Below are 14996 nucleotides of genomic sequence, written 5' to 3' on the forward strand. Positions count from 1 at the left end.
TCACAGGCTACGACACTCATCTTGCCAGGACAGCCGAACGCGAGGTGACACAAGTCACTGATGTCTTTCGGTTAATTCACGATCACCGAGCGGACTCCGCGATTGCTGTGCCGAGCTGTTCGGTCGTGGCGGTGCCGCCGAGATCGGGGGTACGGATGCGACCTTCCGCCAGCACCTGGTCGACGGCGCGGCGGATCTTGTTCGCCGCGCCGGACTCGTTGAGATGATCCAGGAGCATTGCCCCGGCGAGTATCTGCGCGACGGGATTCGCAATGCCCTGTCCGGCGATATCGGGCGCCGAGCCGTGCACCGACTCGAACATGGAGATGGCCGTGCGCTCCGGGTTGATATTTCCCGATGCCGCGAGCCCGAGACCGCCGGTGACCGCCGCAGCCAAGTCGGACAGGATGTCGCCAAAGAGGTTGGAGGCCACGATAACGTCCAGGCTTCCCGGGTCGCTGACCATGCGCGCGGCGAGGGCGTCGACGTGCATCGACATGGACGGTATCTGTGGATACTCGGCGGCCACCTGGTTGAAGATACTGTCCCAGTAAGGCATTGAATGAATGATGCCATTGGACTTCGTCGCCGAACAGACCCTGAATCCCGCCGAGGCGGCCAGCTCAAATGCGTATCGGATGATACGTTCACATCCAATACGTGTGAAAACCGATTCCTGCAAGGCGAATTCGTGCTGGCTGCCGCGATTGTGCACGCCACCGATGGTGGAATATTCCCCCTCGGAGTTCTCGCGGACGATCACCATCGAGAGCGCGTCCGCGGAGACTCCGGCAAGGGGCGAGGCGAGGCCGGGCAGCAGGCGCACCGGTCGCAGGTTCACGTACTGGTTGAAGGCGCGCCGCAACGGGATCAGCAGGCCCCATAACGACACATCATCGGGGACGCCCGGATATCCCACGGCGCCAAGTAGAATCGCGTCGAAGCCGGCCAGCGTCGCCGGCGCGTCCGGGGGCATCATGGCGCCGGTCTTGGCGTATCTCTCGCAGGAGTAGTCGAACTCGGTCCATTCGATGCGGCCACCGGTGGCGGCGTCCATCACCTTGACGGCTTCGCGGGTCACGTCGACGCCGATGCCGTCACCCGGGATGGTCGCTATTCTCATCCGGGCGCTCATACGGCCGCACCGATGTACTTGGTCTCCAGGAATTCCCCGATTCCGGCGAAGCCCCCTTCGCGCCCGATGCCGGACTGTTTGACGCCGCCGAATGGTGCGGCGGGAGTGGACACGACGGGCCGGTTCAGGCCCACCATGCCGGTCTCCAGCTCTTCGGAGACACGCCATCCGCGTCGCGCGTCGTTGGTGTACAGGTAGGCCACCAAACCGAATTCGGAGTCATTGGCGCGGGCGATCACTTCCTCCTCGGTGTCGAAGCTCGCTATTGCGGCAACCGGTGCAAAGATCTCAGTGCGCATCATGTCGCTGTCGTCAGGCACATCGGTCAACACCGACGGGGGATAGAAGTAGCCCGTACCGTCTGGCACCTCGCCACCCAATCGTACGGTGGCTCCGCGATTCCGGGCATCCCTGACCAGCCGGTCGGCCTTGGCCACGGCATCGGGGTCAATCAGTGGGCCCACGTCCACCCCCGATTCCGTACCGCGTCCCATGCGCAATGCGGCCAGTCGTTCGGTGAGAGCCTCGGTGAACGGCTCCGTGATACCGCGCTGTACGTAGATCCTGTTGGCCGCGGTACAGGCCTGGCCGATGTTGCGCATCTTTGCGATCAGCGCACCGGCGGCGGCCTCTTCGGGATCGGCGTCGTCGAAGACGATGAACGGCGCGTTTCCGCCCAGCTCCATCGAGGTGCGCTTGACAGTGGGGGCGCACTGCGCGAGGAGATAGCGACCCACATCGGTGGATCCGGTGAACGACAGCTTGCGGACTCGGGGATCGGCGAGCAGGGGCGCCATGGTGGATCCGGGGTCGGCGGTGGTGATCACCGATACTACCCCATCGGGAACTCCGGCCTGGCGCAGGATCCCGAGTAGGGCCAGCATCGACAGCGGTGTCTGCTCGGCCGGTTTGACCAGGCAGGTGCAGCCCGCGGCCAGCGCGGGACCGATCTTTCGTGTCCCCATGGCCAACGGAAAGTTCCAGGGTGTGATCAGCAGGCACGGCCCCACCGGGCGGTGCGTCACGATCAACCGCGATGCGCCGTCGGGCGCCAGCATCACGCCCCCGTCCAGGCGCACCGCTTCGCCGGCGAACCAGCGGAAAAACTCGGCCGCGTAGGCGACTTCGCCGCGCGACTCCGCCAGCGGCTTGCCCATCTCCAGGGTCATGAGCAGGGCCAGGTCGTCGGTGCTCTCGATCATCAGCGTGTAGGCGCGCATCAGCACATCGGAACGCTGCTGCGGTGATGTCGAGGCCCAGGACCGTTGGACGGCAACGGCATTACCCAGTGCAGTGAGGGCGCCGGCGCTGTCCATATCGGCGACATCGGCTAGCACTTCTTCGGTCGCCGGGTCGACGACAGGGAAGGTGGGACCGTGGCGAACCTGTTGGGCGACTGCGGTGGCGATCACCGCGGTCTCGGTGGACAGGGGGGTAGACACTGTGCCGGGATGCATGCCACCATGCTAGGGAGATTGTCAACAATCGACAATAGCTCCGGACATGTCTAATGGAGTCAATAGATTCAATGGAAGGGATGCCGTGACTGTTGGTCTTCGCGCAAGCGGTTCATCCGCAACCGCGTTATCGCCCGTGCTCAAGCAGGCCACCTCCGTGGTGGCGGCGCGAGGCCAGGGTTGTTATCTATACGACGAAAGTGACCGTGAATACCTGGATTTCACCGCAGGCATCGGCGTGGTGAGCACCGGTCACTGCCACCCACGCGTGGTCGAGGCCGCGCAACGGCAGGTGGCCACGCTGATCCACGGGCAATACACCACCGTGATGCACCGTCCGCTGCAGAACCTGGTGCGCCGTCTTGGTGACGTGCTGCCCGCGGATCTGAACTCCTTGTTCTTTGCCAATTCCGGTAGCGAGGCCATCGAGGCCGCCGTGCGGTTGGCGCGGCAGGCCACCGGTCGCCCGAATATCGTTGTGTTCCAGGGCGGATTTCACGGACGCACGCTGGCAGCGGCGACGATGACGACCTCGGGACCGCGGTTTTCCTCGGGAATCGGTCCCTTGATGGCGGGCGTGTACGCCGCTCCGTTCCCGACGGCGTATCGATACGGCTGGAGCGAGGCAGAGGCCACTCGGTTCGCGTTGCAAGAGCTCGACTATCTGTTCGCAACCGCGACAGCGCCCGGTCAGGTGGCGGCGATGGTCATCGAGCCGGTGCTTGGCGAGGGCGGGTACATCCCCGCCAACACCGAGTTCCTCGTCGGTGTTGGCGAACGCGCTCGTGAGCACGGCATCCTGTTGGTGCTCGATGAGGTCCAGACCGGATTCGGTCGCACCGGAGAGTATTTCGGGCATCAGCACTTCGGCGTGACACCAGATATCTTGGTGATGGCCAAGGGGATTGCCAGCGGATTTCCCATCTCGGGTATTGCGGCATCCGCCGAGTTGATGGGGCGCGCCTGGCCCGGATCGCAAGGGGGCACCTATGGCGCCAATGCCGTCGCATGTGCGGCCGCGGTTGCCACCCTCGATGTGATCGACGAGGAACGGCTTGTCGAGAACGCGCGGGATCGGGGCCGTGAACTTCTCGACGGTGCGCGAAAGATCGTCGCGGAAAGAGGGATTGACGGCGACGTGCGCGGTCTGGGTTTGATGGTTGGCATGGAATTCAGTCAGGATGGCCGTCCCGCGCCGCAGCTGGCGGCTCGTGCGCAGGCCGCCGCCGCCGAGAACGGACTACTCCTGCTGATGTGCGGACCGCATATGAATGTGGTGCGCATGATTCCGCCGTTGGTGGTGACGGCCGACCAGGTAGCCGATGCACTCGGCATCTGGAACTCCGTGTTGGCGGGGCTGTGATGGACCGCTACATCTCGATCACGCTGAGCAAGCGGGACATCACCTGCCGCGCCCGGCTGCTGGACGCCGAGGCGCCGAGAACCTGTGAAACAGTGTGGAATTCACTACCGGTGCTCGGTCAGGCCTATCACGCCAAGTATGCGCGCAATGAGGTCTACACACTGCTCCCGCCGCTGCTACCGGCACCCGGCCGTGAGAACCCGACCATCACCCCGATTCCCGGCGATGTGTGCTTTTTCGGATTCGAACCGTGGGAGATCGGTAACCCTGCCTACGGATACGAACCGGGATCGGAAGCGCATTCGGCCCAAGGCGCGACCGATCTGGCGATCTTCTACGGCCGGAACAATCTCCTGATCAACGGTGATGCCGGCTGGGTGCCCGGGAATGTCTTCGCGACCATCGAAGAGGGTCTGGCCGATATCGCGGCCGCCTGTCAGGACCTGTGGCTTACCGGGGTTCAGGGAGAGCAGCTGGCCTTCGCGCGGGCCTAGTCTGTGTCCTAGCCCGCGAGTACCCGCTCGGCGAAGTGGCCCACCGCGAGCACCAGGTCGTCGCTGTGGCGCGGGCCGATGATCTGCATGCCCACCGGCAGCCCCGCGGAGGTGTTGCCCACCGGAATGGAAAGTGCCGGTTGCTGAGTCATGTTGAACGGGTAAGTGAACGGTGTCCACTGTGCCCACCAGCGCATCCCGGATTCCGGCGGAACGTCGGCGCCCAGCGGGAACGCGGGGATCGGCACGGTGGGGGTGATGAGGACGTTGTGCATCTCGTGGAAACCGCCCATGGCGATGCCCAATTCCACGCAGGTGTTGCGTGCCGCCAGATACTCGGTGGCGGAGGCCGCGGCCCCGGCCTCCCACATCTGGGCTAGCCCGGGATCGATGCCGTCGCGTACTTGGCTGAGGGGGCCGTAGCTGTTCAGGCTGGCGGCTGCGCCCGCGGCCCACAGTGTTTCGAATGCGTCGATCGGATCAGAGAATCCCGGGTCGGCGTGCGTCACGGGCAGGCCGGCCTCGTCGAGGGCGTTCACCGCATTCTCCACCAGGGCGGCCACCTCTGGATCGACGTCGACGTATCCGAGTGTGGGGGAGTACGCGATGTCCAGACCGGTCATGTCCCGGTATACCTGTGAGCGGTAGGTGGTGAGTGTGGGCGCCAGCGAGGTGGGGTCGCGGTGGTCCGGCAGACTGATGATGTCCATCAGCAGCGCCGCGTCCTCGACCGTGCGGGTGATCGGACCGCCATGTGCCAGTGGGCCAAAGGGGCTGATCGGATACATCGGGACCCGGCCATGGGTGGGTTTGAATCCGACCACTCCGCAGAAGCTGGCGGGTATCCGGATGCTGCCGCCGCCGTCGGTGCCGATCGACATGGGTGCCATGCCCGCGGCTACGGCGGCGGCACTACCGCCCGAGGACCCGCCGGCCGTGCGGCGCGGGTCGGCCGGGTTGTGGGTGATCCCGCGCTGTCGGCTGTCGGTAACGCCCTTCCAGGCGAGCTCGGGAGTGGTCGTCTTACCGACCATGACCATTCCGTCGGCCCGGATGCGCTGGACGGCAGGGCAGTCCACCTCCCATGGGCCGGCGGGGTCAACCAGCCCGGAGCCGCGCAGGGTGGGCCAATTTCGGGTGAGGAAGACGTCCTTGATGGAGATCGGCACACCGTCGAGCAGTCCGCGGGTGTAGTGGCCGCGCCAACGTTCTTCGGACTCGCTTGCCGCCGCCAGGGCCGCTTCCTCGTCGACGAGGCAGTAGGCATTGATGGCACTGTCGGTTTGGGCTATGCGAGACAACACCGCCGCCGTCGCCTCCACCGGCGAAAGCTCGCCCGAGGTGTAGGCGGCCACCAGCTCCAGCGCCGTCATCTCGGTGGGGTCGGTCGGTTCATGCATTGCCGTGCATCCTGTTCTTGTCGACGATATTCAGAAGTTTTTCACCCCGCAGGTAGCGCTGGACATTGGCGACGAACTGGTCCTGAAGCTGATCGGACCAGCCGTGCACGTCACCGCTGTTATGCGGAGTGATATGCGTATTCGGTGTGCGCCACAACGGATGCCCGACGGGCAGTGGCTCGGGGTCGGTGACGTCCAGCGCAGCACCGGCAATGGTCCCCTGGTGCAGAGCGGAGACCAGATCCCAGGTGCCTACCAGTTCACCGCGAGCCACATTGATCAGCCGGGCGGTGGGGCGCATTGCCGACAGCACATGCGCGTTCACGATGCCCGCCGTCTGTGCCGTCAACGGCGCAGCGACCACCAGGTACTCGGCATCGCCCACGTGAGAGGCCAAATCGGCGGACTCGGCCCTGCCGAGCGCCGTGGCCCGCATCCCGACGGCACTCAACAACGTGACGATGGCCTGCCCGATCGGCCCGGTACCGAGCACGGCGACGGGAACGTCCTCAATGGATTCCGATTCGAAGTGCCGCCAGCTCAATGCCGCTTGCGCACGGGTGGATCGGCGAATGTCCTTGGCGAAGGCCAGGATCTGCGCCAGTACGTATTCGGCGATGGGGCGCTCGAAAATGCCACGCGAATTGGTGAGCACCACATCGCTCGCGGCGAGTTCGTCGAAGAGCACGGTATCGACGCCGGTGGACGCGATCTGTACCCAGCGCAGCGAGTCTGCGGCGTACCAAGTTTCGCGCAACGCGGAGGAACGGAAGTCGTAGGCAAAGAGTATTTCGGCTCCGGGCAATGCCGTCGCCAGGTGATCGGATTCCACCAGGCGTAGCTCAGCTGCCTCAGCCACCGGGGCGAGACGGTCCGGCACCTGGCCGGCGGCGTGCTGCACCACTATTACTGGTCTTCGCGCAAGCGGCTCATCCGGGGCTGATTGTCTTCGCGCGAGCGGCTCATCCGCGACAATCCGGCGGGCACTCACGTTGACACCGTATGGAGATATCGTATGATTGTCAACAATCTGAGTGATGACGCGGTCTGGCTCAGGCGCGAAGCGATGCTGCGAGTGTTAGGCCCTGCCGGTGGATCTTTCGTCACTTCCCGACTTCGCGGAGTCGGCTGATCAGCGAGGTATTGGCATCATCGCGCCCTTTGATCTCGCGCTGGAGCGCGAGCTGTGGCGATGGGTTCCTGCCGAGGTGTCTTTGCATCTGGCCCGCACACCGTACGAGCCGGTGCCGGTGAGCCGGGCGATGGCCGAGCTGGTGTCCAATACCAGCCACCTGCAAGCGGCTACCCGTGATGTGTTGCACGTGGAACCGGAAGTCGTTGCTTACCTGTGTACTTCGGGAAGCTTCATCCGTGGCGTCGAGCACGAGCGGGAGCTGGTCGACGCCATCATGGCGGCCGGCGCCAAGTCTGCCGTCACCACCTCGGGAGCGCTGGCCGAGGCGGTGACCGCGCTGAACATCAACCGGATCAGCGTCATCACTCCGTACGACGCCGAGCTGACCGAGCTGCTCGCAAAGTTCTTGGGGGAGCTGGGCGTAACGGTGGTGCGCACCGACCATTTGGGCCTGGGCGGGGGCATCTGGAAGGTCAACTACCGCACCGTCGCCGAGCGGATCCTGGCTGCCGATACCGACGATGCCGAGGCGATCTTCGTCAGTTGCACCAATCTGCGGACGTATGACGTGATCGACCCGTTGGAGCGCCTGCTCGGTAAGCCGGTGCTGACGGCCAACCAACTGACCATCTGGGCCTGTCTGGACCGGATGAGTCTTCCCATGATGGGGCCCGGCAAGTGGCTCCGCGGTGTGTTCGGAGGAGGTTCGAGTGAGTAATACACGTCCGACGGTGGGGTTCATCTACCCGGACCACGCTGCGGAGTCGGACTACCCGCTGGTGGCGCGCCAGCTGGATATGAACTTTCCCGTCGTGCACATCTACGGCACCGACCTGCACGCGGTGCCCGAGCTGCTTGATCTGGGTAGCCCCGAGAAACTCGCGGAAGGCGTGCGGCTGTTGCGCCCACACGAGCCGGGCGCTGTCGTATGGGCGTGCACCTCAGGCAGTTTCGTGTACGGCCCGGAGGGTGCGGCCGAACAGGTGTCGGGACTGTCGAAGCATAGCGGTACCCCGGCATCCAGTACCTCTTTCGCGTTCGTCAATGCTGCTGCCGCACTTGGAGTTTCGAAGGTGGCGGTGGCGGCGAGCTATCCGCGCGATATCGCCGAACTCTTCGTCGCCTTCCTCGCCGCCCACGGCGTCGAGGTGGTGGCGATGGGCGAGGCCGGCATTGACACCGCCGCCGAGGTGGGCAGGCTCACCGCAGACCAGGTCGACGAGCTGGCGGAGGCCAATGACCACCCTGATGCCCAGGCGCTACTGATCCCGGATACCGCCATGCACACCATCGCGCATGTCGAGCGGCTCGAATCACGACTGGACAAGGTGGTATTGACCGCGAACCAGGTGACGGTGTGGGAAGGTTTGCGATTAATCGACGAGGTGCCCGATATTTCGGGTTTGGGGCGGCTTTTCAGGAGGCAGCAATGATCGTCTTCGCGCGAGTGGCTCATCCACGATGACCACAGTCGTATCCGAAGAGTTCGCTCCGCTGGAGCGCCAATCGACCGCAGAGCTGATCGCCGAGCGGCTGCGGGTCGCCATCATGCGCGGGGTTCTGCCGCCCGGTGCTCAGTTGGGGGAGGCGTCGCTTGCCGCACAGTTCGCGGTATCCCGAGGACCGCTGCGCGAAGCGATGCAGCGCCTGGTGTCCGAGGGACTGCTCCGCAGCGAGCGTAATCGCGGCATCTTCGTCATCGAGCTGACGGACGAAGACGTCCTGGACGTCTATCGGTCGCGAGCCGCCATCGAACGAGCGGCGTTGGAATGCATCATGTCCGGCGATACTGTCACCGCCTACCGGAGACTGCTCACGCCGGTAGCGGTGATGACGGAGGCCGCCGCTCGCGGCGATCTCGTTGCCGTGACCGACGCTGATCAGGACTTTCACGAGGTGCTGGTCGACTGCTCGGGAAGCCCGCGGCTGCGCCGGGCGATGCGCACGCTCCTACTGGAGACGCGGATGCTGCTGGGCGAACTCCAGGGCGCCTACCCGGACCTGAGTGAGCAGGTTCGTGAACACGAGGTGCTCTGCGCGGCGATCGGGGCGGGTGACGCGCCCGCCGCGTATCGACTGATCGAGGAGCACATGCATGATGCGGTCACGAGGCTCATGACACGCCGTGGTTCCGTGGGCGCATCGGCGGAGTAAATCCGAACGGGACGCTGTTGGATGTAGGCATGTCCAACGACCTCGCCACCAAGGCCACCCTGTTGAAGTCTCTGCACGTACCGGGTGACCCGGTTTTCCTTCCGACGGTGTGGGATGCCTGGTCGGCAAGGCTTGCCGAGGCCGCCGGTTTCGTGGCGCTGACAGTGGGCTCGCATCCGCTTGCCGATTCGGTAGGCAAGCCCGACGCGGAGGGGATGTCGTACGACGATGTGCTGGCGCGGGTCTCGCAGATCACCGCCGCTGTCGACCTGCCGGTGTCGGTGGACATCGAGTCCGGCTATGCGCAGACACCCCAGCGGCTCATCGAGGGACTGATCGAAGCGGGCGCGGTCGGCCTGAATATCGAGGACTCGGTGCACAGCGAGGGCGGCCGGATCCGTGAGCCGCAAGAACATGCGGATCTTGTTGGTGCACTTCGTGTTGCGGCCGATCAGGTGGGCATACCGGTGGTAATCAATGCACGTACCGACATCCTCCTGCGTCAGATCGGGGACGAGTCGGATCGGGTGGATCGGGCTATCGCTCGGCTCGCGTTAGCGGCCGCGGCGGGTGCCGACTCGCTGTACCCGGTGGGTCGACACGATCCGGATGTGCAGCGCCGCTTGACATCTGAACTTCCGCTTCCGGTGAACGCGATCGCGGTGCCCGATGTGGACGACCCGGCGTCGTTCGGTCCCCTCGGTGTGGGGCGCATCAGTTTCGGTCCGTTCTTACAGCGGGTGTTGTCGACGCGGGCCGAGGAGATTCTCGCCCGCTGGCGCTAGGCCGTTTCCGCCGAGACCGGGTGCACCGCCGCAACGAGGCGGGTCAACAGTTCGGCCAGCCGCCGATAGGCATCCTCGCGGCCGCTGATCGCGCGGTACACCAAGCCGATTCGCCGCCCCGGGACGGGCGCCGCGAAGGTAGCGGTGGCCAGTCCGCCGCTCGCGGTTTCGGCGGTGACGGCGGTACCCGGGATGAGCGTGACCCCGAGGCCGCCCTCGACGCACTGCACCGCGGTGGCCAGCGAGGCCGCGCGGGTGTGGCCGAGATCGGGTCGCACCCCGGCGAGCTGGCATACCTCCAGGGCTTGATCGCGCAGGCAGTGCCCCTCATCCAGCAACAGCAAGGGCATCTCGGCAAGCACCGCAGGATCGACGTTCGTGCTACCGGCAAGCGGATGTCCTGTTGGCAGAGCCAAAACGAAGTCTTCCCGGTACATGGGGATCTCCGCCATACCGGGAGTTTGCGCGGGCAGTGCCATGACCGCGACGTCCAGTGCCCCCTCGGCCAGGGACCGCAGCAGCCGCGCGGTTTGGTCCTCGGTAACCCGCAAGGACATCTCGGGGAACGCGCGGGATAGGCCGCTGAGCACCATGGGTAGCACGTAGGGAGCCACTGTGGGGATCAGGCCCAGTCGCAGTGTCTGCGCGAACGGATCGCGCACGCCGCTTGCGGCAGCGGTGAATTCATCGATCGCACTCAGCGCGGCGGTGGCCCTTTCTAGCAACGCCTCACCCTCGGGAGTGAGCAGCACCTTGCGGGTGTTGCGTTCGATGAGCCGCACCCCCAGACCCTCCTCGAGCATGGACAATGCCTGCGAGAGAGACGGCTGACTCACTCCGAGCTCGGCCGCAGCGCTGCCGAAGTGGCGTTTACGGGCGATAGCCACAAATGCGCGCAAGCCGACCACCGTCGGCTGATAACTACGATCGGACATACCTATCAATATAGTGCGAACAATCACGTTTTGTTTTTGAAAGATTTCCGGCACGATGGTGCCAGTAACCATTCAGCGAATACGTGAAGGAGAATCGTGACTCTGCGGACCATCGGCGATGAATTCCCGGCCTACAACCTGACTGCGGTCATCGGCGGCGATCTGTCGAAGGTGAACGCCCAGCAGCCCGACGACTACTTCACCACCGTCACCAGCGACGACCACCCCGGCAAGTGGCGTGTGATCTTCTTCTGGCCCAAAGATTTCACCTTCGTGTGCCCCACCGAGATCGCGGCCTTCGGCCGTCTGAACGACGAGTTCGCCGATCGCGACACCCAGGTGCTGGGCGCATCGGTGGACAACGAGTTCGTGCACTTCCAGTGGCGGGCACAGCATGAGGACCTCAAGACCCTGCCGTTCCCGATCCTCAGCGACCTCAAGCGCGAGCTGGCCGAGGCGTCCGGCGTGCTGAACTCCGATGGTGTCGCCGACCGTGCGACCTTCATCGTCGACCCCGACAACATCATCCAGTTCGTGTCCGTCACGGCGGGCTCTGTGGGCCGCAACGTCGATGAGGTGCTCCGTGTACTCGACGCACTGCAGTCCGATGAGCTGTGCGCCTGCAACTGGCGCAAGGGCGACCCGACGATCGATGCGGGCGAGCTGATGAGCGCGGGCGTCTGACATGGGTATTGACAACCTGAAAGAGGCGCTGCCCGAGTACGCCAAGGATCTCAAGCTCAACCTGGGCACGGTGGCCCGCGGCACGGTACTGTCGCCGGCCCAGCTCTGGGGCACCCTCGTCGCGACGGCGGCGGCCACCCGGAATGACCAGGTGTTCAAGGAAATTCGCGAAGAGGCCGCGACGGTCCTGTCGCCTGAGGCACTCGACGCCGCGCTCGGCGCTGCCTCGATCATGGCGATGACCAACGTGTTCTACCGCGGACGGGGCTTCCTCGACGGTGCCTATGACGATCTGCGCCCGGGTCTGCGGATGAACATCATCGGTAACCCCGGCGTCGACAAGGCGGAATTCGAACTGTGGTCCTTCGCGGTGTCGACCATCAATGGCTGTCACTTCTGCGTCGGCTCACATGAGAAGGTGCTGCGTGAGGCCGGATTGACCCGCGAGCAGATACTCGAGGCGCTCAAGATCGCGGCGATCGTCTCTGGCGTCGCCCAGGCGCTGGCCACGGTACCCGCGCTGGTCTAAGCACAAAAGACATAAGGCCGCCTGCGTGTGTTATGCAGGCGGCCTTTGTCGTGCCGTCAACTGTTACGAATGATCAAGTGCCGCCAGCGCTGACCGGGTGGTCAGGATTCTCGCGGTCCGCTCCGCGCACCAGGCAAGCGCCTGGCTGTGGCCCGCAGCGGTGTAGTCCGCCACGGCATCGGAGACGATGAACGCCTGGATGTCGTTCTGGACCGCATCGGTGGAGGTCGCGGTGATTCCGGAGAAGGCGTAGACGCCCACGATAATCAGCTGATCCCGGTTGGCATTGCGCAGCATCTCGAGAAGATCAGAGCGGAAGAACTCGCTGTACTTCCATTTCGTCAGAACGGTATCCGTCGGCGCCGGCGCGATGGGATCGACAATCGCCCGTTCGGCGTCGTCGTCCGGCATGCCAGGCCCGTACAGCTGGCCGAAGAGTCCACGCTGTTCCGGGGTCATGCCGCCCGGCTGAGCGGAGTAGAAGACGGGCACGTCGTGGGCATGTGCGGTGTCGATGAGGTTTTTGGTGTTCCTCAGGACGGTCGTGATGGGATCGGCGTGCGGCGTATACGCCTTGATGAAGTAGTGCTGCATGTCGTGGACCAGCAAGGCGGCGCGATCCGTTTCCAGGGTCCAAGGGGCGCTTCGCGCGGGTACGTCAATGGCGCTGAAGGGGTACGTAATCGACCCGGTGGGCCGCACGTCGGCGGTGGCGCTCCCGGCCGCGGCGAGGCCCAGTGCTGCGGCCGGCAACGCCACAGAGCCGGAACGAAGGAAGGTGCGTCTGCGCATCGGATTATCTTCCGCTTGAAGCGTCAGGGACTGTGGGAAGACGACATTACGAGCTGCGAGAACAGGTGGCGTCAGTCGCGGAGCTGTCCGGCGGCTCGCTGCGCTGGCAGCGGTTTCCTAGTTCGGCGACCAGTCGCTGGACCACCGTCTCTGCCGCACCGTCGGTGAGTTTGTCCCTGGCGTAGGTGGTGTGGGAGATGATGTCCCCGCCCTGCGGGTCGCAGAAGAAGTCTCCCGGGTTACATACGTCAATCACCTTGTGTAGCAGGTCTTCACGAATCGCCAGGTTCGCGTCGACACCGGGCGGCCGGATGTTTTTGGGATCGCCGAAGAGGACGATCGAGACGATCCGCTGCTCGAGCCCGGCGGGCAGGGGATTGGTGAAGGTGTAGGTCCCCGGCGGCGTATCCCCCAGCAGCACATCGACGACCGCCGCGCCCTGCGCGTATCCGCCGACGACGAACTTCATCTTCGGGCAGTCGGCGGCCGTCTTCTGAATGTGCTTGCTCAGGTCATCGGATCCTTTACCGGCCTGGATGAAGTCGATGCTCGCGGGGTAGTCCACTCCATAGGTGGAGATGCTCATCCCCTTGGCGCCCTGCAGTCGTTTCTTTACCGCATCGGTGAACAACTTGCCGACGTCGCCGAGGCCTGCCGGCTCGTTGGTGCCGCGGGCGAACGCCAGGTCAATGTCGGCGCAGGCCGATGCGTGCGCCGTCGGTGGCCCCTGCAACCCGTACCCCACGACCAGGACGAGGAAGGCAGCGGCGGCAGCTGCCGCGCGAGACATTGCGGTTCGCACTTACTGCACCTTTCGTGGTGGTCGTACGTGGGTGATCGTTCACCCAACGTACCGATCGCCCGGATATGGCGCGCTGCTCAGATTCGGCGGTGTGCGGCGACACGGCTGGTTTAGTGATGTTGCTCTCACCGGGTTAGGGTGCTCAGTAGCCGGTCCACATACCGGCCAGATAGCGAAACGTTGCCCAGTCGTGGGGGCTGTAACGGGGAGATTGGCCCGTCCGGCTGCATGGTTGGCGCGGAGGTTGCCTGCCATCATCCCTGGTGGGCGGCTCGGCCAGAGCATTGCTCAGATAAGTTACCCTGTCCGAGGGCTCGGGGTTCCAACGCGAAAGACAAGGTGAAATGTCGAGAGAGCTCACCGACCTTGAGATGCTCAGCGAGTTGGAACCCATTGCTGAAGCCAATCTCAACCGGCATTTGGCGGTGACCACGGAGTGGCATCCGCATGACTATGTTCCCTGGGATCGTGGCCGCAACTTCGCACAGATGGGCGGCGAGGACTGGGATCCTGAGCAGTCGCAGCTGAATGAGGTCGCCAAGGCGGCGATGATCACCAACCTTCTCACCGAGGACAACCTGCCGTCCTACCACCGCCAGGCGGCAAAATACTTCGGTCTCGACGGTGCCTGGGGAACCTGGGTGGGGCGGTGGACCGCGGAGGAGAACCGGCACGGCATTGTCATCCGCGACTACCTCGTCGTCACGCGCGGCGTGGACCCGGTGGCATTGGAACGCGCTCGCATGGAGCACATGACCGCGGGATTCGACACCACCGATGAAGAGGAGTCGGTTCACAAGACCGACTTCCTGTTGTCGGTTGCGTACACCACGTTGCAGGAACTGGCGACCCGCGTCAGCCACCGCAACACCGGCAAAGTGTGCGACGACCCGGTCGCGGATCGGATGCTGCAGCGCGTCGCCGCCGACGAGAACCTGCACATGATCTTCTATCGCAACATGTGCAGTGCCGCATTGGATCTCGTGCCCGATCAGGCGTTGGAAGCGATCGGCGCGGTGATCGAGAACTTCCGGATGCCCGGGCAGGGCATGCCCAACTTCCGTCGTAACGGTGTGCTGATGGCCAAGCATGGCATCTACGACCCGCGTCAACATCTCGAAGAGGTCGTGACGCCGAATCTGCGTAAGTGGCAGATTTTCGAGCGCAATGATTTCAGCGCCAAGGGTGAACAACGACGTGAGCAACTTGCCGCATACGTGGAAGACCTTAAGTGCCAAGTGGTTAAGTTCGAAGAACAGCGCGACCGAATGCTGGCCCGTGAGGCCAAGAAGAGAGAAACCCGCGCCGGATAGCGCGGGCTCCTCATCTCG

General features: G+C 64.4%; 16 protein-coding genes. 9 read left to right on the plus strand and 7 right to left on the minus strand.

Translation table 11 applies throughout. The features are described 5' to 3' along the window. Nucleotides 1–82: 82 nt before the first annotated feature. The gene (locus AC5Y5C_RS02635; protein WP_499968748.1) at nucleotides 83–1135 is read right to left on the minus strand and encodes an isocitrate/isopropylmalate dehydrogenase family protein; all 1053 of its coding nucleotides are present in this window, start codon (nucleotides 1133–1135) and stop codon (nucleotides 83–85) included. Continuing rightward, a complete protein-coding gene (locus AC5Y5C_RS02640) occupies nucleotides 1132–2592 on the minus strand; it encodes an NAD-dependent succinate-semialdehyde dehydrogenase (protein ID WP_499968750.1) in 1461 nt (486 codons plus the stop codon). The genes AC5Y5C_RS02635 and AC5Y5C_RS02640 overlap by 4 nt, the downstream gene beginning before the upstream one ends. An 85-nt stretch (nucleotides 2593–2677) precedes the next feature. Here AC5Y5C_RS02640 and AC5Y5C_RS02645 point away from each other — a divergent pair, with 85 nt between their 5' ends. Beyond that, nucleotides 2678–3955, plus strand: a complete 1278-nt coding sequence (locus AC5Y5C_RS02645) for an aspartate aminotransferase family protein (RefSeq protein ID WP_499968752.1) — start codon at nucleotides 2678–2680, stop codon at nucleotides 3953–3955. Then, the gene (locus AC5Y5C_RS02650) at nucleotides 3955–4449 is read left to right on the plus strand and encodes a DUF3830 family protein (protein WP_499968754.1); all 495 of its coding nucleotides are present in this window, start codon (nucleotides 3955–3957) and stop codon (nucleotides 4447–4449) included. Before AC5Y5C_RS02645 ends, AC5Y5C_RS02650 begins: the two co-directional genes overlap by 1 nt. 8 nt (nucleotides 4450–4457) lie before the next feature. Here the strand turns inward: AC5Y5C_RS02650 and AC5Y5C_RS02655 are convergent, their stop codons facing one another. After that, nucleotides 4458–5849, minus strand: a complete 1392-nt coding sequence (locus AC5Y5C_RS02655; RefSeq protein ID WP_499968755.1) for an amidase — start codon at nucleotides 5847–5849, stop codon at nucleotides 4458–4460. Beyond that, on the minus strand, nucleotides 5842–6756 hold the full coding sequence (locus tag AC5Y5C_RS02660; RefSeq protein WP_499969315.1) for a D-2-hydroxyacid dehydrogenase: 915 nt from the start codon (nucleotides 6754–6756) through the stop codon (nucleotides 5842–5844). Before AC5Y5C_RS02660 ends, AC5Y5C_RS02655 begins: the two co-directional genes overlap by 8 nt. 184 nt (nucleotides 6757–6940) lie before the next feature. Between AC5Y5C_RS02660 and AC5Y5C_RS02665 the strand changes: the two genes are divergently transcribed. Genes AC5Y5C_RS02665 through AC5Y5C_RS02680 form a run of 4 tightly spaced genes read left to right on the plus strand, consistent with a single transcriptional unit; the run spans nucleotide 6941 to nucleotide 9923 of the window. After that, complete coding sequence (locus AC5Y5C_RS02665) at nucleotides 6941–7702, plus strand: maleate cis-trans isomerase family protein (RefSeq protein WP_499968757.1); 762 nt, start codon at nucleotides 6941–6943, stop codon at nucleotides 7700–7702. Further along, nucleotides 7695–8417, plus strand: a complete 723-nt coding sequence (locus AC5Y5C_RS02670; RefSeq protein WP_499968759.1) for a maleate cis-trans isomerase family protein — start codon at nucleotides 7695–7697, stop codon at nucleotides 8415–8417. The genes AC5Y5C_RS02665 and AC5Y5C_RS02670 overlap by 8 nt, the downstream gene beginning before the upstream one ends. A gap of 28 nt (nucleotides 8418–8445) precedes the next feature. Then, entirely contained in the window at nucleotides 8446–9138 is a 693-nt protein-coding gene (locus AC5Y5C_RS02675) for a GntR family transcriptional regulator (RefSeq protein ID WP_499968761.1), read from the plus strand. A gap of 29 nt (nucleotides 9139–9167) precedes the next feature. Beyond that, nucleotides 9168–9923: an isocitrate lyase/PEP mutase family protein gene (locus tag AC5Y5C_RS02680; protein WP_499968763.1), complete on the plus strand. Its 756-nt coding sequence runs from the start codon at nucleotides 9168–9170 to the stop codon at nucleotides 9921–9923. On the opposite strand, the gene AC5Y5C_RS02685 is transcribed toward AC5Y5C_RS02680, so the two are convergent. After that, nucleotides 9920–10858 (minus strand): hydrogen peroxide-inducible genes activator, encoded by a 939-nt coding sequence (locus AC5Y5C_RS02685; RefSeq protein ID WP_499968764.1) that lies wholly within the window; start codon nucleotides 10856–10858, stop codon nucleotides 9920–9922. The genes AC5Y5C_RS02680 and AC5Y5C_RS02685 overlap by 4 nt on opposite strands. 96 nt (nucleotides 10859–10954) lie before the next feature. Between AC5Y5C_RS02685 and AC5Y5C_RS02690 the strand changes: the two genes are divergently transcribed. Beyond that, entirely contained in the window at nucleotides 10955–11542 is a 588-nt protein-coding gene (locus AC5Y5C_RS02690) for a peroxiredoxin (protein ID WP_046255069.1), read from the plus strand. Nucleotide 11543: 1 nt separating this feature from the next. Next, the gene (locus AC5Y5C_RS02695; RefSeq protein WP_134083357.1) at nucleotides 11544–12071 is read left to right on the plus strand and encodes an alkyl hydroperoxide reductase; all 528 of its coding nucleotides are present in this window, start codon (nucleotides 11544–11546) and stop codon (nucleotides 12069–12071) included. A 63-nt stretch (nucleotides 12072–12134) separates the two neighbouring features. Here the strand turns inward: AC5Y5C_RS02695 and AC5Y5C_RS02700 are convergent, their stop codons facing one another. After that, nucleotides 12135–12863, minus strand: a complete 729-nt coding sequence (locus AC5Y5C_RS02700) for an isochorismatase family protein (RefSeq protein WP_499968766.1) — start codon at nucleotides 12861–12863, stop codon at nucleotides 12135–12137. 46 nt (nucleotides 12864–12909) lie between these two features. Then, nucleotides 12910–13665 carry a cutinase family protein gene (locus tag AC5Y5C_RS02705; RefSeq protein WP_499968768.1) on the minus strand — a complete coding sequence of 252 codons (756 nt, stop codon included), beginning with the start codon at nucleotides 13663–13665 and terminating at the stop codon, nucleotides 12910–12912. A gap of 344 nt (nucleotides 13666–14009) precedes the next feature. Between AC5Y5C_RS02705 and AC5Y5C_RS02710 the strand changes: the two genes are divergently transcribed. Continuing rightward, a complete protein-coding gene (locus tag AC5Y5C_RS02710; RefSeq protein WP_499968770.1) occupies nucleotides 14010–14978 on the plus strand; it encodes an acyl-ACP desaturase in 969 nt (322 codons plus the stop codon). The last annotated feature ends 18 nt before the right edge of the window (nucleotides 14979–14996 follow it).

Source organism: Mycobacterium sp. NGS15, from assembly GCF_059813245.1.

Excerpts from the sequence above, each read along its gene's own strand:
- AC5Y5C_RS02635 (WP_499968748.1), bottom strand. The coding sequence starts at position 1,135 with ATGAGCGCCCGGATGAGAATAGCGACCATCCCGGGTGACGGCATCGGC.
- AC5Y5C_RS02640 (WP_499968750.1), bottom strand. The coding sequence starts at position 2,592 with ATGCATCCCGGCACAGTGTCTACCCCCCTGTCCACCGAGACCGCGGTG.
- AC5Y5C_RS02650 (WP_499968754.1), top strand. The coding sequence starts at position 3,955 with ATGGACCGCTACATCTCGATCACGCTGAGCAAGCGGGACATCACCTGC.
- AC5Y5C_RS02655 (WP_499968755.1), bottom strand. The coding sequence starts at position 5,849 with ATGCATGAACCGACCGACCCCACCGAGATGACGGCGCTGGAGCTGGTG.
- AC5Y5C_RS02675 (WP_499968761.1), top strand. The coding sequence starts at position 8,446 with ATGACCACAGTCGTATCCGAAGAGTTCGCTCCGCTGGAGCGCCAATCG.
- AC5Y5C_RS02680 (WP_499968763.1), top strand. The coding sequence starts at position 9,168 with ATGTCCAACGACCTCGCCACCAAGGCCACCCTGTTGAAGTCTCTGCAC.
- AC5Y5C_RS02685 (WP_499968764.1), bottom strand. The coding sequence starts at position 10,858 with ATGTCCGATCGTAGTTATCAGCCGACGGTGGTCGGCTTGCGCGCATTT.
- AC5Y5C_RS02695 (WP_134083357.1), top strand. The coding sequence starts at position 11,544 with ATGGGTATTGACAACCTGAAAGAGGCGCTGCCCGAGTACGCCAAGGAT.
- AC5Y5C_RS02700 (WP_499968766.1), bottom strand. The coding sequence starts at position 12,863 with ATGCGCAGACGCACCTTCCTTCGTTCCGGCTCTGTGGCGTTGCCGGCC.
- AC5Y5C_RS02710 (WP_499968770.1), top strand. The coding sequence starts at position 14,010 with ATGTCGAGAGAGCTCACCGACCTTGAGATGCTCAGCGAGTTGGAACCC.